This window comes from Pseudomonas sp. DD1 (genome assembly GCF_044510355.1).
Taxonomy (GTDB): domain Bacteria; phylum Pseudomonadota; class Gammaproteobacteria; order Pseudomonadales; family Pseudomonadaceae; genus Aquipseudomonas; species Aquipseudomonas shahriarae.
Window position 1 is genome coordinate 342,052 of record NZ_MSAJ01000022.1, and the last position, 21,199, is coordinate 363,250.

At 63.9% G+C, this 21,199-nt stretch carries 16 protein-coding genes; 3 read left to right on the forward strand and 13 right to left on the reverse strand.

What is annotated here, in order from left to right; genetic code table 11:
- Window positions 1-59: 59 nt before the first annotated feature.
- The 13 genes from PSFL_RS14915 to tagH all read right to left on the reverse strand — a co-directional run bounded on the left by PSFL_RS14915 (window position 60) and on the right by tagH (window position 17,583).
- Entirely contained in the window at window positions 60-437 is a 378-nt protein-coding gene (locus PSFL_RS14915) for a hypothetical protein (protein WP_029289848.1), read from the reverse strand.
- A 125-nt stretch (window positions 438-562) separates the two neighbouring features.
- On the reverse strand, window positions 563-1,492 hold the full coding sequence (gene tagQ, locus PSFL_RS14920) for a type VI secretion system-associated lipoprotein TagQ (protein WP_057961012.1): 930 nt from the start codon (window positions 1,490-1,492) through the stop codon (window positions 563-565).
- A gap of 83 nt (window positions 1,493-1,575) precedes the next feature.
- Window positions 1,576-3,288: an SUMF1/EgtB/PvdO family nonheme iron enzyme gene (locus tag PSFL_RS14925; RefSeq protein ID WP_170059918.1), complete on the reverse strand. Its 1,713-nt coding sequence runs from the start codon at window positions 3,286-3,288 to the stop codon at window positions 1,576-1,578.
- Window positions 3,281-4,465, reverse strand: coding sequence for an ABC transporter permease (locus tag PSFL_RS14930; protein WP_170044604.1), 1,185 nt, complete (start codon window positions 4,463-4,465; stop codon window positions 3,281-3,283). Before PSFL_RS14930 ends, PSFL_RS14925 begins: the two co-directional genes overlap by 8 nt.
- Complete coding sequence (locus PSFL_RS14935; RefSeq protein WP_115129288.1) at window positions 4,465-5,169, reverse strand: ABC transporter ATP-binding protein; 705 nt, start codon at window positions 5,167-5,169, stop codon at window positions 4,465-4,467. Before PSFL_RS14935 ends, PSFL_RS14930 begins: the two co-directional genes overlap by 1 nt.
- Window positions 5,169-8,180, reverse strand: coding sequence for a serine/threonine-protein kinase (locus PSFL_RS14940; protein ID WP_397470209.1), 3,012 nt, complete (start codon window positions 8,178-8,180; stop codon window positions 5,169-5,171). Before PSFL_RS14940 ends, PSFL_RS14935 begins: the two co-directional genes overlap by 1 nt.
- The gene (locus PSFL_RS14945; protein WP_057440523.1) at window positions 8,177-8,896 is read right to left on the reverse strand and encodes a PP2C family serine/threonine-protein phosphatase; all 720 of its coding nucleotides are present in this window, start codon (window positions 8,894-8,896) and stop codon (window positions 8,177-8,179) included. The genes PSFL_RS14940 and PSFL_RS14945 overlap by 4 nt, the downstream gene beginning before the upstream one ends.
- The gene (tagF, locus tag PSFL_RS14950) at window positions 8,897-9,550 is read right to left on the reverse strand and encodes a type VI secretion system-associated protein TagF (RefSeq protein ID WP_057440524.1); all 654 of its coding nucleotides are present in this window, start codon (window positions 9,548-9,550) and stop codon (window positions 8,897-8,899) included.
- The gene (tssM, locus tag PSFL_RS14955) at window positions 9,547-13,047 is read right to left on the reverse strand and encodes a type VI secretion system membrane subunit TssM (RefSeq protein ID WP_397470210.1); all 3,501 of its coding nucleotides are present in this window, start codon (window positions 13,045-13,047) and stop codon (window positions 9,547-9,549) included. The genes tagF and tssM overlap by 4 nt, the downstream gene beginning before the upstream one ends.
- Window positions 13,044-14,333 carry a DotU family type VI secretion system protein gene (locus PSFL_RS14960; RefSeq protein WP_032856783.1) on the reverse strand — a complete coding sequence of 430 codons (1,290 nt, stop codon included), beginning with the start codon at window positions 14,331-14,333 and terminating at the stop codon, window positions 13,044-13,046. The genes tssM and PSFL_RS14960 overlap by 4 nt, the downstream gene beginning before the upstream one ends.
- A 6-nt stretch (window positions 14,334-14,339) precedes the next feature.
- A complete protein-coding gene (gene tssK, locus PSFL_RS14965; RefSeq protein ID WP_057444220.1) occupies window positions 14,340-15,674 on the reverse strand; it encodes a type VI secretion system baseplate subunit TssK in 1,335 nt (444 codons plus the stop codon).
- Window positions 15,675-15,692: 18 nt separating this feature from the next.
- Window positions 15,693-16,199, reverse strand: a complete 507-nt coding sequence (gene tssJ / locus PSFL_RS14970; protein WP_120734343.1) for a type VI secretion system lipoprotein TssJ — start codon at window positions 16,197-16,199, stop codon at window positions 15,693-15,695.
- A 43-nt stretch (window positions 16,200-16,242) separates the two neighbouring features.
- A complete protein-coding gene (gene tagH / locus PSFL_RS14975; RefSeq protein WP_397470211.1) occupies window positions 16,243-17,583 on the reverse strand; it encodes a type VI secretion system-associated FHA domain protein TagH in 1,341 nt (446 codons plus the stop codon).
- Between the two features lie 402 nt (window positions 17,584-17,985).
- Here tagH and tssA point away from each other — a divergent pair, with 402 nt between their 5' ends.
- Genes tssA through tssC form a run of 3 tightly spaced genes read left to right on the forward strand, consistent with a single transcriptional unit; the run spans window position 17,986 to window position 21,065 of the window.
- Window positions 17,986-19,005 carry a type VI secretion system protein TssA gene (tssA, locus tag PSFL_RS14980; RefSeq protein ID WP_198848700.1) on the forward strand — a complete coding sequence of 340 codons (1,020 nt, stop codon included), beginning with the start codon at window positions 17,986-17,988 and terminating at the stop codon, window positions 19,003-19,005.
- 54 nt (window positions 19,006-19,059) lie between these two features.
- Entirely contained in the window at window positions 19,060-19,566 is a 507-nt protein-coding gene (gene tssB, locus PSFL_RS14985; protein ID WP_010168268.1) for a type VI secretion system contractile sheath small subunit, read from the forward strand.
- 2 nt (window positions 19,567-19,568) lie between these two features.
- Window positions 19,569-21,065, forward strand: coding sequence for a type VI secretion system contractile sheath large subunit (gene tssC, locus PSFL_RS14990; protein WP_057440528.1), 1,497 nt, complete (start codon window positions 19,569-19,571; stop codon window positions 21,063-21,065).
- Window positions 21,066-21,199: the final 134 nt, after the last annotated feature.

Here is a 21,199-nt window from a genome sequence, read left to right on the forward strand (position 1 = left end):
GTTGGAATGCACTCAACCGGTGGAAGCTGGCTTGCCTGCGATGAATCCAACCCGGTCTCTCAGGCCTTCTTTTTCTTCGGCTTCAGATACTTGGTCAAGCCCTGGAACCACATCACCAGGGCCGGGTTGCCCTTGATCTGGATCGACTTGTCCTGAATCCCCGTCATGAACGCCAGTTGCTTGTTCTTCGCCTGCATCGTGGCGAAGCCGTAGGCGGCGTCTTTAAAAGCGATGGCAAATGCCGGCTCCGGGTGGACACCCGAGCGGCTGGTGATGCGCTGGTCTTTGACGATGAAGTGACGGGCAACCTTGCCGTCAAGGGTCTGCAGCTGGAATGCCAGATCCTTGTCACCCAACTGCTGCTGGAACGCAGGGTTGTTGCGGCTGGCTTTGGCCATCATCAGGCCCAGCACCCACAGAAGAAAACGAAATTTCATGCACACGGCCTCAGTGTAATTATTGGGTGGCCGCAGCAGTTTAACGATTTGTGCGCGGAACGCTACCGATCTCCCGCGTTAGCAGGAGATCGGCTGGCGTTTACCGCTTATAGCAACAACTTGGCTTAAACGTTAGGGCAAGGTACCGGTGCCCAGTCGGCCAGGTTCGGATCGCGGCAGGTGCCTTCGATCTGTGCTTTACCGGCGCTGGCCACTTGCTTACTTTCAGTCTGCTTGACCTTGGCGGTCTGGATGCTTCGCTCGGTGCTCACCGCTTCGGTCGGCACCTTGGGCAGTGGCGGACGCTTGGTCACGACCTTGCCGGTCGACTTGCCTTTTTTCGCCGGCACCACCGCCGGGGCGGTATCTGCCGTGGCCACGGTCACCACGTCATTGCGCTGCACACCCACCTGTTGCAGGTCTTTCTCGTAGGCCTGGGTGTAGTTGTTCAGGTCTTCGCTGGCCTTGCCGTTGACCGCGACGATCAGGTCGTTGGATTCCTTCAGGCCGGCGACGATTTCTGCCAGGCGCTTGCGGCCTTCGGTGTCATTGACGGTCTTGGCCTTGCGGTCAGCCACCAGCTTGGTGAACGCGCTCTGGTAGCACTGCTGGGACGCCTTGGCGTACGCGGTGCTGCGGTCGATATCGGAGGCGCTTTTGTTGAAGTCGGTGGCGTAGGACGCGATGCGCTGGTTGTCATCGCTGATCTGCTTCTGGCGCTCGGTGTAGTAACCCGCCGCGCCGCCCGCCAGGGCTCCGCCCGCCGCGCCAATGGCGGCATTGCGGCCACGCTTGTCCGAATCGCCGGTCAGGGCACCCAACAGCGCACCTCCGGCCGCGCCGAGGGCGGCGCCGGTGACGACCGACTTGGTCATGTCCGAATCAGTAGCGCGCAGGTGCTGCACCGGCTCGTAGCAGCTGGGGTAGTACTCGACCTTGGTGCTCGACGCGACCTTGGAGGCCGGCGACGTGGCGCAACCGGTCAGCACGGTGCTGAAGCCAGCCGCGATCAGCAGCAAGTAACGCTTGGAAACCGCCTTACGGGAAAAAAGCATAGGTGTGTTCTCTTTTAAGTTTGTCTTGCCCAGCACGGCCCATGCCGCCTGAGTCCCTTCCAAGCTCGCTATACAACCAACGGTCAAGACCGCTGACCGCTCGCTGCGAGCAATTCCTTCAAAATCGTTGCCGGGTCGGCTCGCTGTTGTTTGCGATAGTTGCCGACATGGCGAACGAATAACGTCGCGCGTGTCACCAGGCTCTTGCCCAGTACCGGCTTGCGCTCCAACTCTTGCTGGATCCGTTGAAACTGCGCCTGGATCACCGCATCGGTGTAGCGCGTGCCGGTGGCCAAGTTGTCGATATAGATCGCCACTGCGCCGTCGAGCGCGCTGCGGCCATTGGCGATGGCCGTGGCGAACAACTGCGCGCTGGCCTCGTCCTTGGCGTCCAGGGACTGCTGGCGACTCTTCTGCAGATTGATCAGGCGGATGTTGTAGTTATTGATGGTCTCGGCCACCAGGGCGGCAGACTGGATCAGGTTGCCAGCCGCCTCCTCACGCTGCTGGGCGATCAGCGACACGTTGCGCTTGAGCTCTTCGTTGACCAGCCCCAACTCGGCCTGCAGCCGTGGGTCGGCGCTGGCGGCAATGATGCTGTCCAGGCGCTTGGTCGGGTCCTGGGCGTCGTCGATGGCGTCGGTCAGCGCGGCCAGGCGCCCCTCTTTCTGCCACTGCGCGAACAGTTCGTTGTAGCGTGAGCGCGGTGCCGACAGCGCGCCAATCGCCACCCTGAAGCCCGTGGTCTCGTTGCTTTGCTCCGTGCCATCGGCGCCGAACAGCGGGTATTCGCGGCGCATGCCGCTGAACAGCGTGCCCTCGCCCTCCAAGTAGTTGCCGCCCTTGACGATAAAGCCGCCATAGGTGCCCTGGCGGCGCCCGGCGTGAACCAGTTGGAACGACTCCTGGACCATCTCCGCGGCGTTGCCGATCACATCGAACATGCCGATGGGGTTCGGTAACTTGGTACCGATAGGCATCAGCCGCGCCGCCTGGCCGGTGCCGCCGGCGACCTGGTTGAACACCGCCCAATCGCCCAGCGGGCCGTCGCTGTCGCTGCCCTCGATACGCCGGGGGAACAAGCGGCCTTCCAGATCCTGGCGGCTCACTGCCTGGCCGCCGCGCGCGGCGAACTCCCATTCCACTTCGGTAGGCAGCCGCACAAACCCCAGGCCGCCATCTTGCGCCGAAGCACCGCGGCCACTGACCGGCAGCAAGTCGCGGTGATATTTCATCAACCAGGCGCTGTAGACCGCCGAGAAACGCTCGGCTTCAAAGCGCGACAGCTTGACCTTGGGCAAGCGCCCGGCCATGCCCTCAGGCACCTCGCACGCTGGCGCCGGCTCACCACTGGCCAGGGACTGGGCCTGGGACATGACCTGGGCGTACTGGCGCGCGGTGACTTCGTACTTGCCGATAAAGTAGAGCATCGGCTTGAGCGGGGTCTTGGCGTCGGTCTTGGGCATCAGCGGCGCAATGACCTTGTTCCAGCTCTTGGGCAAATCCTTGAGGGTGAATTGGCCGTTGATAAAGTCGCGGCGGTAACCCGAGATAAACGACTGCTTGTAGCCCGCCTCGCCTTCGCTGAACGGGTAGCCGAGGCTGACCTCTCGGTCGTCCAGGGTGCCCTGGGCCAGGACATAGGCGTAGCGGAACACCATGTTGCCCTCACACGGCAGCGGCAGGCTGACGTCATCGGCCAACGGCTTGGGGTTGTCGAGCTTATCGCTTGCCTCGTCGGCCCAGGCCACAGTGGCCAGGCTCAGCGCCACGGCGGCGCCCAATAACTTATACATCTCTGATGCCCTCAGAAGCCTGGATACGCGCGACCCGCCACCCCCCACACACGGCCGCCACGGCGCTGACGCCGAGCACCGCGACCAGGGCCAGGGCGTAATGCCGCGCCAACAGGTGGCTGGCGTATTCGCCCGGCACCTGCACGAATAATTGATTCAAACCCGCCTCGGCCAGGCCATACAGCCCGGCGCTGAGCACAGCGGCCAACCCCGCGCTGTAGAGCGCCTGCAGCGTCACGAACAACAACAGCGCGCCAGTGGAAACCCCCAACAGGCGCAACACCGATAACTCCCGGCGCTTGCGCGCGACAGCGGCCAACGCCCCGGCGAAAATCGCCGCAAATGCCCCCGCCAAGGCCAGGCCGGCGATGATCCAGAACACAATCGCCAAGTTGCGACTCAGCGACTGCACCTGGGCGATGCTCAGCGCCTGGGTCGAGACCAACAGGTTCTGCGCGGCGAAATACAGCCGTAGCGGCTCAACATCGGTAAGGCTGCGTGCATATAAACGAAACGCCGGATACACCCGCTGCTCGCTCACGCCCACCGCGGCACCCTCCCAGCCCAGCGCCGACACCGCACGGCCATCGCGGTAGTCTTCCGCCGCTTCCAGCAGGCTCAAGTCGGCAAACAAACCGTCCCGCGCAAACGCCTCCAGGGGCAGCACTGCCACCACCTGCAACCGTGCATCCCGGGCCTCGACGCGACCGGCCACTTGCCGCGCAAAGCGGGTTTGCAGCCAATCTCCCGGCCGCGCCGCCAGCTTCTCGGCGGCGGTGTGGCTCAGCACGATCTGCTCCAGGCCCGCCGGGATAGGCAAACCGCCCAGCAACGGATCACCCGGCGCGGTGGGCAGCATCTCCAGGGTCAACGTGCCCACCTGGGCCGTGGCCGCAATCTGCCGCGTGCGCGGGATGGCAAACGCCACATCGCTGCGCTGACCAAGTTGCTCGACAAAGGCGCGACTGAACCGCCCCCCGCCCAACGGGATGATTTCGCGGGTCGCCGGGTCATTCTCCAAGCGCTCGGTCAAGCTGCTGACCAGTCCGAATTTCAGGCCGAACAACACCAGCAACGGCGCGATCACCGCCACCAGCGCCAACACCGAACAGGCCGACAGCCAGCCATCGTTGCGGTAATCCTGCCAAGCGAGGGAAGCCAACAGAGGGATACGCATCAACATGCCTCCCCGAGAGTCGCCGTGACGCCACCGTCGCTGTCACGCTGGCAACTGATGCGCCGCACCTGCAAGCCACTGGCGCGGGCTAGGGGCTCGTCATGGGTGGCGATCACGCACGCGGCGCGGTGCTCACGGGCCTGGGCCAGCAGCGCCTGCATCACGCGCTCGGCATTGAGCGGATCCAGGGACGCGGTCGGCTCATCGGCCAGCACCAATTGCGGGGCATGGGCCAGGGCGCGGGCGCAACTGACACGCTGGCGCTGACCCACCGACAACGCGCCAGGCTTCTTGGCCAACTGGTCACTGATTTGCAACTGCGCAGCCAGCCGCGCCACGCTGCCATCGTCCTTCAGGCCCAACAGCTGCCGGGACAGGGCGATATTGCTGCGCACATCGAGAAAGCCCAGCAGGCCACCGGTCTGCAGCACGTAACCAAGATGCCGGCTGCGCAACCCGGCCAACGTGGATTGCTGATTGGCCCGCCACAGCCCGCCGATATCCAACTGGTTGAATTCAAAACGGCCCACCTGATCAGGTGCCAGGACCAACGCCAGCAGATCGAGCAAGGTGCTTTTGCCGCAACCGCTCGGCCCGACAATCGCCAGCTGTTCACCTGCACCCAGGTGCAGTGCCGGAATCACCAGGCTATAGCGCTGGCTACCGAGGCCCCGGTTCTTGTGCACCGCGCTCAGGTTCAGCATCAAGGCAGCGTCGACAGTGGCACGCGGTACAACGCATCGCCCGGTTCGGCATCACCGAAACGGACCCAATTGGCCACGTCGTTATGGAAGGTTTCATAGAGGCGGATCTTCGAATCCAGCTCGTCGATAAAGTCTTCCTGTTCGGCCACGCTCAATGACAGCCACAGGTCCTGGGTCATGTTCAGGGACTTGCTGCGGTACGGCAGACCTTCCAGGTATTCACCCAGAATGCCGCCGTCGGCGAGGTTGCCACCCTTGCGCAGGGCCTGCGGGTCGCGGCTCATGTAGGCCGAGGCGCTGGCGATTTCCTGGAAGAAATCCCTGGGCGAAGTCTGGGTCTTGCGTGCCGCATCGACGATCAATTTCAGCGATTGCTGCAAATCGTTGAGCTGCAGTTTGGTCAGCATCACGCAGACCTGGAACGCCGGCAGGGCCGGGTTGGTCAGGTCGCGGTCGGCGGTCCAGGCGTTGACCAGTTGCGGCGCCTGGCTCGCGCCTTTGTGGCCGAGGAAGTCCATGTGCATGGCATAGCCGACGGCGGCGGATTTATCCGCCAGGCTCGGCGCACTGCTGAGCAACGGCACCGGCTGCGGGGTATTGCTGCGTACCTGATGCACCAGGTTGGCGAACACCGTGCCGATCTCATCGACCCGCTCGCCCAGCTTGCGCACATCACCGCCCGGCACTGCCGTGTACAGATCGCCGATCCGTGGGTTGGCGTCGGCGGTCAGGGTGCGGTACTGGGATTCGGCGCCGCCATGGGTTTTCTTGCCGGCGTCGGTGCGCAGGTGCAGGGCATAGATCTTGATCTGCTTGCCCAGCGCCGCCTGGCGCACTTCGGCTTCGTTCATCTGGGTCGCGGCAAACGGGTCGTTCTTGCGCAGGGCCCCGGCATCGGTCACCAGCAGGATCAGGCGCCCGCCATAGCCGGACCAATCCATGCCTTCCACCGCCTGCATCACCCCGGCAAACGCATCTTCATTGAACGAGTGGCTGGAGACGGTGGAGGCTTTGACCTGCCGCGCCATATCCAGAAACCGCTGGGGGTCGCGGCCCTGGTCGAGGGTGATCAGGGTCTTGGCCACGTACTCCAGGCCCGGGGTTTTCTTCACGCTGCTGCGAAAGCCGACCATGCCAAAGCTGACGCTGTCCAACTCGCCGCGCTCGGCAATGCGGGTTTGCAGTTCATGGACCACATCGCGCACCTGGTCGATATACGGCTGCATCGACACCGTGGTATCCACCACCAGCACCACGGCGGTGCGGAATGCATCGGCATTCGCATTGATCAGCGGGGTGGCCGGCTTGGCGGCCGCAGTGCCGGGGTCGATGGACGCCACATTGAGCAACTGCACCGGCTGGCCATTCTCGTCGAAGCTCTCTTTGGCATCGAAGATCGGCAACAGGTAGAACTGGTTCTGCGGCACGGCACTGGCTGTGGGCTCCAGGGCCAGGACCTGTTGATTGTCCTCAGGGTTTTTCTGCGCCTTGAGCAGCAGGTTTTTCGCGGCGGCCGGGTCAGCCAGGAGTTTTTCCACCTCGCCAGGCTGGCGCAGGAACATCACCGGTGCCCGTCCCGAACGCTCAGTGAACTTGAGCACCAGGCTCTGCTTCCAGTCGCTGACTTGCGCGGCCGGCAACCAACCGTCACTGCGCCCATCGGTGGCGGCGCCAATGCGCAGCCATGGGCTGCCGTCGACATCTTTGCGCTGGTACACATAAAGCACCGAGAACGCGGGCAAGGCCTTACCCGGTGCGCCGCCCGCCTCGCTGGAGAGCTTGGCGCCGGGCTTGCTCAGGACGCGCTGGAACAGGGTTTTCTTGCCGGCCATCAGCAAGGGGCGCTGACCGCCGTCGCTATCAGCGGCCAGCGGTTTAACCGCAGCCGGCGTAGCGGGCACGACCGCAGCAGGCGGCGGCGCAGGGGCGTCGTCACTCAGCCACCAGTAACTGGCGCCACCGATGGCCAGCGCGACCGCGACGGCCACGGCGGCCAATGCCAGGACCGGGCCACGCCGCTGCTCGGACTCCGCGCGATGCTGCGTGGGGCTCACCACCGGCTGGCGCACTGCTTGCGACTGCGGTTGCGGTTGCGGTTGCGGTTGCGGCGCAGCATTGGGAATTTCGATGGACACCGGGGTCAACCCGGCCAGATCCTGACCGGCCGGCATCACGGCAGGGCGAATCAAGGTCGCCTCCAAGGCTTCTTTCGGCGCCTCCAGGGGCAACCGATCCAGAGCCAGCAGCAGCGCGGCGGCATCCGGGAAACGCTGCGCCGGATCCTTGGCCAAGAGTTTTTTCAGCACCTCTTGATAACGGCCATGGTGCAGCGGCAGTTCCGGCAAGGGCTCGGTCAGGTGCGCCAGGGCGGTGGAGAGTGCATCGGTGCCGTTGTAAGGCAGCTTGCCGACGAGGATTTCGTAGAGCACCACCCCGAGGGCGTACAGGTCGGCGCGGCCGTCGATTTCCTGGCCCCGCGCCTGTTCCGGGCTCATGTAGCTGGGGGTGCCCACGGCAAACCCGGCCTGGGTGAACTGGGTGCGGTCATCCAGGGACTTGGCGATCCCGAAGTCCGACAGCACCGCCGTGCCATCGGCGCGAAACAGGATGTTCGCCGGCTTGACGTCGCGGTGCACCAAACCCTGGGCGTGGGCGTAACCCAGGGCCGAGGCGATCTGGCGGATATACACCAGCCCCTGCTCCGGCGTCAGGCCGGCGGCGATGCGCTCCTTGAGCGTGCCATTGGGCAGGTATTCCATGGCCATGTAATACAACTCGCCGACATTGCCGATGTCGTGGATGGTCACGGTGTGCGGGTGCGACAGCCGCGCCAGGGTCTTGCCCTCGCGCAGGAAACGCTCGCAGAAACTCGGGTCGGCAGCCAGCGCGGCGGCCATGACTTTCAACGCCACCTTGCGCTCCAGCGACCGCTGGGTCGCCAGGTACACGCTGGCCATGGCGCCTTCGCCGATTTCGCCGTCGATGTCGTAGCCGGGGATGATCAGGGTCATGGCGACACCTTCACGACGAGGGTGGTGATGTTGTCGGGCGCACCGCGATTGAGCCCCAGGTGCACCAGGCTGCGGGCGATTTCGTCAGGCTCGGCATGGCTCAGCACGTCACGGATTTCGTGGTCTTCGACGGTCTTGTTCAGGCCATCGCTGCACAGCAGGTAGCTGTCACCGGGGGCGATCAACAGGTCGACCACCGACAGCTCCAATTGCGCCTCCACACCAATGGCGCGGGTGACGATATTGGCCCGCGGATGCACCCGCGCATCGGCTTCGCTGAGCAGGCCGCTGTCCTGCAGGTCCTGCACGTAGCTGTGGTCGCGGGAGATGCGTTCCAACTCGCCATCGCGCAGGCGATACAAGCGGCTGTCGCCGGCCCACAGGCACACACCGCGCAGGCCGCGTGCGGCCAGCACCACCACGGTGCTGCCCATCATGGTCACGCCACGGTTGGCGGTTTCTTCACGTACGGCCGCGTTGACCCGGGTCAGCTCGGTGCGCAGCGCCGCCGTATATTCGTCCAGGGACCGCCCCACGGGCAGGCCGCGCAGGCTGTCGACGATCAGGCTGCTGACATAGTCGCCGGCCGCGTGCCCGCCCATGCCGTCGGCCACCACCCACAGGCGGTTTTCCGGGAGGTCCAGGCACGCGTCTTCATTGACCTGGCGCACCATGCCCACATGGCTTTTGCTCGCGGATTTGTACGTCGACCCCATCTACACCACACCTTCTTGTCCGAGCAGAAATTGCGCAAAATCGCCGGCAGCAGGCAAACCCTGGCACCGTAATAAACCGGGGGAAATACGTTGCGAACCACGCCCCCACCACAGGCTGGCGCCTTCGCAGGCCTGTTCGGCAAGGGCGGTCATGCGCCCAAGAGGCACGGTGGCGGCGACCCGTTGCAGGCTGGCGAAGCGACTGTCCAGGGCACGCGGTTCACTGGCCGGCAAGCCCAGGCGGTCAACGCCGTGGTTAAACCCTTCGAACGTGGCGCCGGGCTGCAAGGTGCTGAGCAGCAGCTCCTCGATCTGTTCGAACCAGGCATCCGGGCCACCCACCAGGGACGCCGGATTGGTGTCGTGATCCAACAAGGCGACCACCGCCAGCGGGAAATACCGCCCGACCCGATCAATGCTCGGCATCACGACACCCGCCGCCGCATCCGGCCCGCACACCCCCGGCGCCAGCACGAAACGCCACAGCGGGCTGACCAGGTACGCGTTGAGCCAGTTGTCGCCCAGGCTGTGCTGGCTGGCGAGCAAACCGGCAGCCAGCCAACTGTCCCAGGGGCCGATAAAGCTCTGGGGCAAGGCACGGCTGACAAAGTCCCCGCGACTGGCCAACTTGCCGTAGAACCCCAGGGTGGTCATAGCCGCTCCGGCAGGCTGAAGCCACTGAGCACACGGCTCTTGAACGGGTTGAAGGCGCTGTTGGCACGCAATTCATAGGCGATGCTCGCGCCGTCGACCCGCAGACGCAGGTTGAAGCGGTCCGGCGAATTGCCAGCAGAAAGCTCCGACTGCTCCAACAGGCGGAACCACGCCCATGGGCCATCCAGGGTGACGCCGGAGCGACCGCTGGCCGATGGCGGCATGATCGAGATGCGCACCCCGCCACTGCTGCCGGGATTCGGCCATTGCATCGCCACCGGCCGGCTCGGGCCGTGGTCGTAGCTCAGTTGCTGGCCGTCCAGGTCAAGCAGGAACTGGGTGATGGTCGCGTCCATCGCCACCGGCTTGAGCTCGAAACGCACGATGGGCTGCGTGCCCCCCGCGCGAAAGAACGCATCCCGAATAGTCGCCGCGCGCTGGAAGGTTTGCAGCACGCCCGGCGCGATGCCGAGCTTCTGCGCCGCCCCCGGCTGCCAGCGCCAGGTCTGCGCAGAGGTATCGACGTAGGGTTGCAGGTATTTGCGGAAGTAGTTGTCCATCACCCCGCCCACCCCGAAGAACTGGCCGAAGTCGTCCAGGGTGGCGTCCCGAGCACTGCCGGGGGACATCGGGTAGCGCCCGGCCAGGGACTGGCGATACACATTCACCACTTCACTGACCCAGGCCGCGTTCAGTTGATTGCGCACCCCGCCCATCATGCTGTTGGTGGTGGAGTTGACCACCGACTTGACCATGCCCTGTACCAGCGGCGGCTGGCGTTCGGCATTCAGGCTGACCCGGGTGGCGGCCGCTGCGGCCTGGTTCTTGGCTTCGCCGAGCAAGGCATCGCCACTGGCGCCGACCATGGCGCTGACCTGCACATACAGCGCATTCATATCCGCCAGCAGGCCGTCGATGGCCGCCGGCTCGCCTTCGTTCTTGGCGACGATGCTGTTGAGTTCGGCAAAGTGCGCGGTCACCGGGTCTTCCGTGAGGGCCGGTGCACTGGCCGTCGGTTGGGCCTCGCCGAGCAGGCTGCCGAGGCGCTCCTTGAGCTTGTCGACGCCACCTTCCACCGGCACGCCCTTGGCCGCCAATTGGCGTTCTTCAGCTTGCAGGTCGGTTTCCTTGGCCACCGCCACCAGCAGCTTTTTCAGCGGCGAGGTCGGGCCGGAGATCACCCGCAACACGTCCGCCGCCTGGGCCACGCTGGTGATGGGCACAAAGTCGATATCCGCCAGCAAGGCGTCCCATTGGCGCTGATAGTCCTGGAAGTACAGGCGTCGCACGTCGGCGGCAAGGCTCGCCACATTCTGTTGATCTGCCGGCGCCTGGCCAAATACCCATTGCTCTTCGGCCAGGGTCCCGGCCTGATTCAGGCTGGTCAGCAAAAAGCCCTGGCGATAGCCCTTGGCGGTAAACAAGCCACTCAACGGCTCGCCCAGCGGCTTGCCACTTTTGCGGCTGAACACCAGCGCAGCATCCCGCCCAGCGGCTTCGTTGATGCGGAAGTCGGTCACGCCGTCGGGCAGTTTCTGGCGCTTGACCCGGTCGTACACACGCTGGGCCACCGGCAGTTGTTGCAGTTGCCGGCGCAAGTCGTCGATCAGCCGTGGGTCGAGGCGCGCATTCGGCGGATGGCGGTCGAACAGCGCCTGCAGGTGAGCGCTGAGGGCCTGGCGCTGGTCGGCGGGCAGGTCGCGCGGCAGGTTGCGGTCCCAGTCCAGGGCTATCCAGGCCTTGATAAAGTCCGGGTCGTAATGCTCGCTGTCCGCCAGCATCAGGTAGGCCTTCAAGCCTTCGTAGAGGAAATCGGAACTGCCACCACCGTGCAGTTGCTCTTCGATGCGCGTCACCAGGCGCGGGGCGAACACCGCGATCAGCAGCTTGCGGTAGACACTGGCAGATTCGGCTTCGAGCATGTCGCCCTGATACAGGCCCAGGCCCTCGGACCAGCTTGGCGAATCGCCCGCCAGGCTCTTAACCGCGTTGAGCAGCGGCAACACCGCCAGCACATCACGCTGTGCCGGGCTCAGGCTCTGCACGGCCTGGCCCAGTGGTGCGACCTTGTGGTCGACCTGGGCGATATACGCCTGGTTGGCGCGATAACTCAGCCACCACAGGCTGCTGACCACCAGCACCAGCGCAACCGTCGCGGCGAGCACGCCACGGGCGACCCATTTGCGGCGGCGCTCGACCTTCGGGTTGACCCCCACCAGGCCACGCTCGGCAAAGGCCACGGCGCTGAACAGTTTCTCGATGAAGTAGCTGCGCCCAGTACCGCTCTGGCGCGCCAGGTGCTGGCGGTCGAGGTTCATGCTCTGGGCCATGGCGCCGATCAGTCGGTCAATCGGGCTGCCTTCCTGGGTACCGCTGGTGAAATAGACGCCGCGCAGCAGCACGCGCTCTTCAAAGGCATTGGGCTTGAACACGCCCTCGAGGAAGCTTTGCAGGCAATCCTTCAGCGCACCGAATTGCTGCGGGAAACCATAGATCAGGTCGCGCCGCGCCGGGTCGCGCTCCTGTTGCAGGCGTTCCACCAGGCGCTCGTTGAGGCGCTGCTCCAGGCCGGCGAATTCGCTTTGCAGATGGGCCAGGGGGCTGTCGCTGTGCTTGCCGTCGTCCAGGGCAAAGGTCATGCCCCACACCTGGGCGCGATCTTCCTTGCTCAGGTTGTCGAAAAACTCCATGAAACCCGGCACCAGATCGAGCTTGGTGAGCATCAGGTAGATCGGGAAACGCACGCCCAACTGGGTGTACAACTCCTGGATGCGCAGGCGGATTGCAGCAGCGTGAGCGGCGCGCTCGGCGTCAGTGCCCAGCAGCAGGTCCGACAGGCTGATGGCGATAAAAGCGCCATCAATCGGGCGGCGGGCGCGCTGCTTTTTCAGCAGGTCGAGGAAGCCCAGCCAGGCGGCTTTATCCACCGTGGAGTTGCTGTCCTGGGTGGTGTAGCGCCCGGCGGTGTCCAGCAGCACCGCTTGATCGGTAAACCACCAATCGCAGTTACGTGTACCGCCCACGCCGCGCACCGCACCGGCACCCAACTGGGCAGCCAGGGGGAAGTGCAACCCGGAGTTGACCAGCGCGGTGGTCTTGCCCGAGCCCGGCGGGCCGATGATCACATACCACGGCAACTCATAGAGGTTGCGCCGTTCGTCACCGCCCAACTTGGCCTTTTTCAACAGCGCGAGGGCTTCGTCCATGCGTTGGCGCAGGGTGGCCAACTCTTCGGCAGTGGCGACACTGTTGGGGTCGGCCGGGGTTTCGGCGGCCAGGCTGCGCATCACTTCGGCGGCCTGACGGCGCGCCTGGATGATGCGAAACACGCGGTAGGCAATCCACACCGCGAAGACCAGGATGATCAAGGCCCAGCGCCGGCCTTCCGGCACCAGCACGTCGAGCAACGGCCCGACAAACCAGATGATCAGGCCCAGGGCAATCAGGCCCAGCACGGGGATCACCCAGCGAATCATAAAACTGAAAAACGCCTTCACTCGACGCCCTCCGCCAATACGGTGATTTCAACCCGACGATTGCGGGCACGGCCTTCGGCTGTGGCGTTGGTCGCCACCGGCTCGGTGTCGCTGCGACCCTCGGCGCTGAAGCGCTCGCCCTGGCCGGTCTTGGCCGCGAGGATTTCCAGCACCGACTTGGCCCGCGCCTCGGACAAGGCCCAGTTGGACGGGAAGCGCAGGGTGGCAATCGGCCGATTGTCGCTGTGCCCGGTCACCCGCACCTGGCCCTTGACCTTGCGGATGGCATCGGCGATGCGCAGCATCAGGGGTTGGTAGTCATCGACAATGCTGGAGCTGGCCGAGGCGAACAGTTCATCGCCACGGATCGTCACCACGGAGCGGTCGACGGCATCTTCCACCGCGACCCGGCCCGCCTTGATATCCTCCACCAGAAAGCCCGCCAGGCGTGGGCGCTCGATGATTTTCGGCTGCGCCACCGGGCGGTCGATGGCCTGCACCGGGATTTCCCCCAATGCATGGATGTTTTTGAACACCGGCTCGGCATCCGACGCCAGTTTCAGGCGCAAGCCAAACAGTAGGGCCAGCAGCAAAGCCAGGCCGATGGCCACGGCGATCCACGGCGGCATGAATTGCGCCAGGCGATCGCGGGCCACGGTCACGCCGCGCCAATGGGGCGACAGCTCGCGCTCATGCTCGCCACGGGCACTGCGAATCGCCGCCGCCGTGCGTTCGCGCAGGGCTTCGAGCTGGCTGCGGCCGTCGTTCATTACCCGGTAGCGGCCTTCGAAACCCAGGCACATGCACAGGTACAACAGCTCCAGCAGATACAGGCGTTCGCGCGGGCTTTGCAGGCAGTGGTCCAGCAGTTGGAAGACCTTTTCGCCGCCCCAGGCTTCGTTGTGCACGGTGATCAGCAGGCTCTGTTTGCCCCAGTCACTGGCGCTGCCCCAGGGCGTGCTCAGCACCGCTTCATCGAGGGCGGTGCACAGCGCGTAGCGGGCCAACAGCACTTCGTTGCGGGCCACACCGGCCGCCTCGGCGCGTTCTTCGAACTGGCGCAGGTAGGCCAGCAACTGCGCGCGCAGGCTTGAGGGTGCGGGATGGGCGATGGTATTGCGCAGGCGCGTCAGCAGTGCCAGCAAGGGGCCGGCGGCGCTTTCCAGCGGGTTGAGGCCCTGGCTTTTGCCGGTGAGGATCGGCGCCGCCGGCATCGACAAAGGCGCTGGTTCTGCGCGGGCAGGCTCCGGCGCTCGGCCACCCGGACGCGGCATGAACTGGGTGCGGTCGTCATCATTGGGATGCATCGCGGATTATCCTCGGATCGCCCAGAAGGCCAGGTTCAAGCCCGGGAACTGCCCGGCGATATGGAAGGCGAAGCCGCCGGAGTGAATCAGTTGCTGCCAATGCTCACTGCCGCGATCCAGCTCGTAGTAGGTGGAGCCCGCGTGGTAAGGGATCTGCCGTGGCGCCACCGGCAACGGCAGCAGGCCGATGCCCGGCAGTTGCAGGTTGACCAGGTCGCGGATGTGCTCCACCGAGCCGACCTTGCTCTGCTGGCCGAAGCGCGCACGCAGGGTTTCGCCCGGGACATCGGCACGCACCACAAGGATGAAGCTGGCGCTGTCGATCAGGGTTTTGTCCGCCAGCATCGCCACATGCACGCCATAGGCTTTTTCGACAATCGGGATAGGCGTGGCCTTGCTGTCGATCAGCATCGACAGCGCCTCGCGCAGGGCCTGCATCACCGGGGCGAAGCTGAGGGCCAGGTCGTCATGCTGGTAGCGCGGGTATTCCTCGGGGCGCCGCCCTGAGGTGGAGAAGGTCGAGAACTCGCCGGCCAGGCTTACCAGTTCACTGAACAAACGCTCCGGGTGCAGCGGGCTCAACTGGCTCAGGTGCTGGATCAGCGGCTGGGCGCGATTGACCAGTTGCAGCAGCATGAAGTCGGCAATCTCCGAGGCGCCACCGGCACCCGATGCCACCACCCGCCCGGCCAGGGCTTCGCCGCGCTGGTGCAGCAGGCCCAGCAGTTCGCTGCGAAACGCCGTCAGCGGCTTGCTCGCGGCCACATCGAGCACCGGCGGGATGTAGCTGTCATCCAGCACCAGGGCGCGGTCGGCGCGTTTTTCCTTGATGCGCACCAGGCCGATGGCGGCGTAGTCGCTGATGCCATCGGCAGCGGTCAGCAAGCGCAAGGCACGGGAGCCGACGGCCACCGGCGCGCGGTTCTCGAAGGGTGCGTTGTCATCCCGCACCTCGCGCACCTGGCTCAGGTAACGTGCAGCGCCCAGGGGCTCGCCTTCGTCGACCGTATCGCGGGCACCGGCACGCTTGAGGGGCAAGGCCAGGTAAACCAGGCCGTCACGCAGGTTGTCGTCGATGTTCAGCGGGCTCGGCGCCAGGTCATCCTGGGGGATATTGAACGGTGTGCCATCGGGCAACAGGCCACGGGCCGAGACAATGGCCAGCTTGCCCTGGGCCAGCAGGCCCTGGTCGATCAGCAGTTCGGAAAACCCCCAGGCGCCGGCCGACAGCGGGCGGCTGCGGGCATCAATCAGGTTTTCCAGGTAACGGTCATGCTGCTGGAAGTGCTGCGTTCCGATGAACATGCCTTCCGACCAGACCACGCGATTGTTCCAGGACATGGGGGCTCCGATTGCTTCTTATTGGGCAGGGCTGGATGGGGAAACGCTGAGGTGCGCACGTACGGCGCGCACATCAAGGCTGATCTGGTATTCGCTGGCCTGGCGGGGCGGCACGCTGAACACCGTGCGCCATTGCGCGCGGTCCAGTTCGCGATAGCCCACCAGCAGGCCGATCTGCCGGGTGGCCGGATCGAGGTCGCGCTGGATGCTCAATTGCTGGCCGGGTTGGATCACCACTTCATCCTGGTCCAGCAGGTCCAGGCCAAGGGTCGGCTGGGCGCGATCTGCCAGGGCGAAATAGTCGGCACGGCTGAAGGCAGCGGCGTTTTTCAGCTCGAAAATCCGCACCCGCACCGGGGCTGGCTGGCCCGTGGTGCCGGGGTTGAGCCCAGCGATGGCATGGAAGTGCAACTCGACACGGGTGGTGTCGATTTGTGCCTCTGGCGCCTGGGGCGGCGCGGCATCCTTGGCACAGGCCGTCAGCAGCAACACGCTGGCGGCTGCGAGTAAAAACCTGAAAATCATCCTGCGTCCTCAATGACGTATGTGGCTGTCCGTTGTTCCGGTTTCAGCGCCGCTGTCGTGCGCTGTGTGCTTCATAGGCCCGGCTGAATTCACGGCCGAACAGGTCCTGGAAATCCTCCTGGGCCTCACGGGAAATACTGTTGTAGAGCTCAGTGAACTGTTGCCAGTACTGGGCCTGGCGCGAGCCGTTGAACAGGCTCGACAGCCCGCCGGGCTTGCCCATGCGCTCTTCCAATTGGGCCGGCTCGAAGCGCGTCAACAGATGCTTGATGGCCGCTTCGACACCGGCCATCACCGCCAGTTGGTGCGCGCGCAGGTCGTCGAAACTGTCGCGCACGGCCAGGTCCGGCGCCATAAACGCTTGGTTGCCGTGGCGTAGCAGCAGCAGTAACGCTTCGTCGGCATTCGGGGCGAATTTCAACGGATTGTTTTCCACCGGCTGGATCGTCGTCTGCTGCATGCGGAACTCGCCCTTGAGGCTGCTGCGTGCGCGCAGTACGTCGATCAAGCCTTCGACCATCAGCCGGTAGCTGCGGCCGATGCTTTCCATCTGCGCCTCGGCCTGGGCCTTGTCCAGGCGCAGTTGATCGAGACCGGCACCACGCAGGAAGGCTTGCAGCAAATCGGGTTGGTTGGCGTCTGCCACAGGGCCCGCGGGCTCGAGCACAGGGGGCGCGAGGGGCGGCTCAGGCGGCGCGATGACAGGTGGTGGCGGGCTGATCGACGGCGTAGGTGTTTCGCCAAACAGATCCCAGTCTTCTGGAATCACCGAGCCCGAGTTCAGCGGCTGCTCGGGGGCGGGCACGGTAACCGCGACGGGCGGGCGGAAATCATGCTGCTCAGCCGGCACATGGTCAGGCTGGGTGGGCGGCGGCACGGCCGTCGGCGTGAGGAAATCAAACAGGTCCGGTAGCGTGTCCATTGACGACGCACCCTGGAACTGTGGGGCGATCACCGGGGTCGGCAGCGGCGTGACCACACCGGCACCCTGGCGCCCCATGAGGGCTTCGAAACTGTTGGAGCCGTCAGTGCCGAAAGGCTGGCTGTCGGTCACCTTCATCCCGGAATCAATCCGTGCCTGGATCTCGTAATCGCCGATGCGGATCAATTCACCATCTTGTAATGGCTCACTGTTTCCCCGGCGCAAACGAATGCCGGCGTTAACCAATTCCACACCATTAGTACTGTTATCGGTTAGATAGTAACGACCATCTTTGTATTGAATAACGCAATGTTGCGCGGAGACCAAACGTTCTGGATCAGGCAATATCCAGTCGTTTTCACTGGAGCGGCCAATTGCCATCACTCCATTATCCATGGACTTTTCCGGACATTGACCTGGGGTGATCTTGTGATAACTAGTAATAGTCAAACACAGTGACATCTTGCCTCCTTGCTGTACCTCACGCGCGGGCGGTCCAAGGGAAATACCTTCCCAAGCGCGCCCTGGCAAATCCTTTAAACCACGCCAAAAAGGCTGGCTTATCAGCATGATCGCCGATTTTAACCAGTCAATGTGACAAAAAGCGTCAGGGAATTCCTATTTTGACTCATAGGTCGTACAGGTTGTTAAACACCGCACATCTGTCACACAGGACGAATAGCTTACCTTGACAACGCATAACTACTACACCAAAAATGCACAACTTCTTGAAGATGAGTAGTGGCACATTGAAATCAATGCGCTGACCTGACCAGGAAAACATGCCGATAAATTGCGCAACTAGCCGCGCAACTAACGCATGAATTGCCCAAGACTAAAGGGCCGATATGGAGATCGAATTTGGTGGATGTGCCGTTGCTGCTCACCGCTGTTTCTGCGACTTCGCCGTGTGGCGAAGACTTGGAATATGACGCGGATTTCCTGCACTTGGAACGTGCTGCCCAGGGTCAACCCGAGCGCAGCATGGGCGACGCCATTTTGCCCGCCGAGCCGCCAGACTGGCGCAGCATCCAGCAACAGTGCCTGGACTTGCTGCAGCGCAGCAAAGACCTGCGCATCACTCATTTTTTGCTGCAAAGCTCCCTCGCCCTGCAAGGTGTTGGCGGGCTGGCCAGCGTCCTGACCCTGATCAGTGAACTGCTCCAGCAGTACTGGGCCGATCTGCATCCACGCCTGGATGCCGATGACCACAACGACCCCACCGTACGCATCAACGCCCTCGCGGGAATGACCTGCGACACGAACATCCGCCTGCTGCGCGAAAGTGTCCTCACGCGCTCGCGGGCGTTTGGCCCCGTGAGCCTGCGTGGCGCCCTGAACGCCAGCGGCCTGCAAAGTTTCCCCGGCGAAACCCTTGGTACCGAGCAACTGGCCGGGGCCTTCCTCGACAGTGACCCAGAGCAGCTGCAAGCCACCCACGCAGCCCTCGTCGAGGCCCGTGCGGCCTGTGAAACCATTGAAAAACACGTCAGCGAGCAAGTCGGTTCCGCCCAGGGCGTAGACCTCGGCGCGCTGAAACACCTGCTCAAGCAGGCCCTGCAGATTTTCAGCCAGTTCGCTGCGCAGAGCGGCGACAGCCGTGAACCCGAGGTTGTCAGTGACGACAGCCACGCCTCGGTCGAACACGCCGCCGCCCCTGCCGCACCCCGCAATACTGGCGAGATCGCCAGCCGCGATGAGGTGCTGCGCGACCTGGACCGAATCCTTGCGTACTACACCCGGCACGAGCCTTCCAGCCCGTTGCCGGTGCTGTTGAACCGGGCGAAAAATCTGGTGCACGCCGATTTCGCGACCATCGTGCGCAATCTGATTCCCGACGGCATGTCCCAATTTGAAAACCTGCGCGGCCCGGACGGCGAGTAAGCCGCCCGACTGAGCAGTAACAACACCGTCGCTCAAGCGACCAGGAGCAGCAACGTGGCGAAGCAAAGTTCTCAGAAATTCATCGCGCGCAACCGCGCGCCTCGAGTGCAGATCGAGTACGACGTCGAGCTTTACGGCGCCGAGAAAAAGGTCCAACTGCCCTTCGTGATGGGTGTGATGGCCGACCTCGCCGGAAAGCCCGCCGAGCCTCTGGCGCCGGTCGCTGATCGCAAGTTCCTTGAAGTGGACGTCGACAACTTCGACTCACGCCTCAAGGCCATGCAGCCGCGCGTAGCCTTCCACGTACCCAACGAGCTGACCGGCGAAGGCAACCTGAGCCTGGACATCACCTTTGAAAGCATGGACGACTTCAGCCCGGCTGCCGTGGCGCGCAAGGTCGACTCGCTGAACAAGCTGCTCGAAGCGCGTACCCAGCTGGCCAACCTGCTGACCTACATGGACGGCAAGACTGGCGCTGAAGAAATCATCATGAAGGCGATCAAGGATCCGGCACTGCTGCAGGCCCTTGCGAGCGCGCCAAAACCTGCTGGGGACCAGTAATCATGAGCGAGAATACCGCCCGCGAAGGCGCACAGAACCTGGGCGCCACCGAAGAAACCAGTGAGTTCGCCTCGCTGTTGCTGCAAGAATTCAAGCCCAAGACCGAGCGTGCCCGCGAAGCCGTCGAGACGGCCGTGCGCACCCTGGCCGAGCAGGCCCTGGCGCAAACCGACCTGGTCTCCAACGACGCGATCAAGTCGATCGAGTCGATCATCGCCGCCATCGACGCCAAGCTCACCGCCCAGGTCAACCAGGTGATTCATCACCCGGATTTCCAGCAGCTGGAAAGCGCCTGGCGTGGCCTGCACTACCTGGTCAACAACACCGAGAGCGACGAGCAGCTGAAGATTCGCGTGCTCAATATCTCCAAGACTGACCTGCACAAGACCCTGAAGAAATTCAAGGGCACCGCGTGGGACCAGAGCCCGATCTTCAAGAAGATGTACGAAGAAGAATACGGCCAGTTCGGCGGCGAACCTTACGGTTGCCTGGTGGGCGATTACTACTTCGACCAGTCGCCACCTGACGTGGAACTGTTGGGCGAGCTGTCGAAAGTCTGCGCCGCGATGCACTCACCGTTCATCGCAGCTGCATCGCCGACCGTGATGGGCATGGGCTCGTGGCAGGAACTGTCGAACCCGCGTGACCTGACCAAGATCTTCACCACCCCGGAATACGCCGGCTGGCGCTCGCTGCGCGAATCGGAAGACTCGCGCTACATCGGCCTGACCATGCCGCGTTTCCTGGCACGCCTGCCGTATGGCGCCAAGACTGACCCGGTGGAAGCCTTCGCCTTCGAAGAAAACACCGACGGCGCCGACAGCTCGAAGTACACCTGGGCCAACGCCGCGTACGCGATGGCGGTGAACATCAACCGTTCGTTCAAGCACTACGGCTGGTGCTCGCGCATCCGTGGCGTGGAATCTGGCGGCGAAGTGGAAAACCTGCCGGCCCACACCTTCCCCACCGATGACGGTGGTGTGGACATGAAGTGCCCGACCGAAATCGCCATCAGCGACCGCCGTGAAGCAGAGCTGGCGAAGAACGGTTTCATGCCACTGCTGCACAAGAAAAACACCGACTTCGCCGCGTTCATCGGCGCCCAGTCGTTGCAGAAACCGGCCGAATACGACGACCCGGACGCCACCGCCAACGCCAACCTGGCCGCGCGCCTGCCGTACCTGTTCGCCACCTGCCGTTTCGCCCACTACCTGAAGTGCATCGTGCGCGACAAGATCGGTTCCTTCAAAGAGAAGGACGAGATGCAGCGCTGGTTGCAGGACTGGATCCTCAACTACGTCGACGGCGACCCGGCGCACTCCACCGAAACCACCAAGGCCCAGCACCCATTGGCTGCGGCGGAAGTGATCGTGGAAGACGTCGAAGGCAACCCGGGGTACTACAACTCCAAGTTCTACCTGCGTCCGCACTACCAGCTCGAAGGGCTGACCGTGTCGCTGCGCCTGGTATCGAAACTGCCTTCGGCAAAAAGCGCGTAAGTCATTCGCTTGTTCCCACGCTCCGCGTGGGAATGCCGCCCGGGATGCTCGGCGTCCCGGTGACGCAGAGCGTCACAGGATGCGTTACCACGCAGAGCGTGGGAACGATCACCAAATCAAGTGGCCCGTGCCAC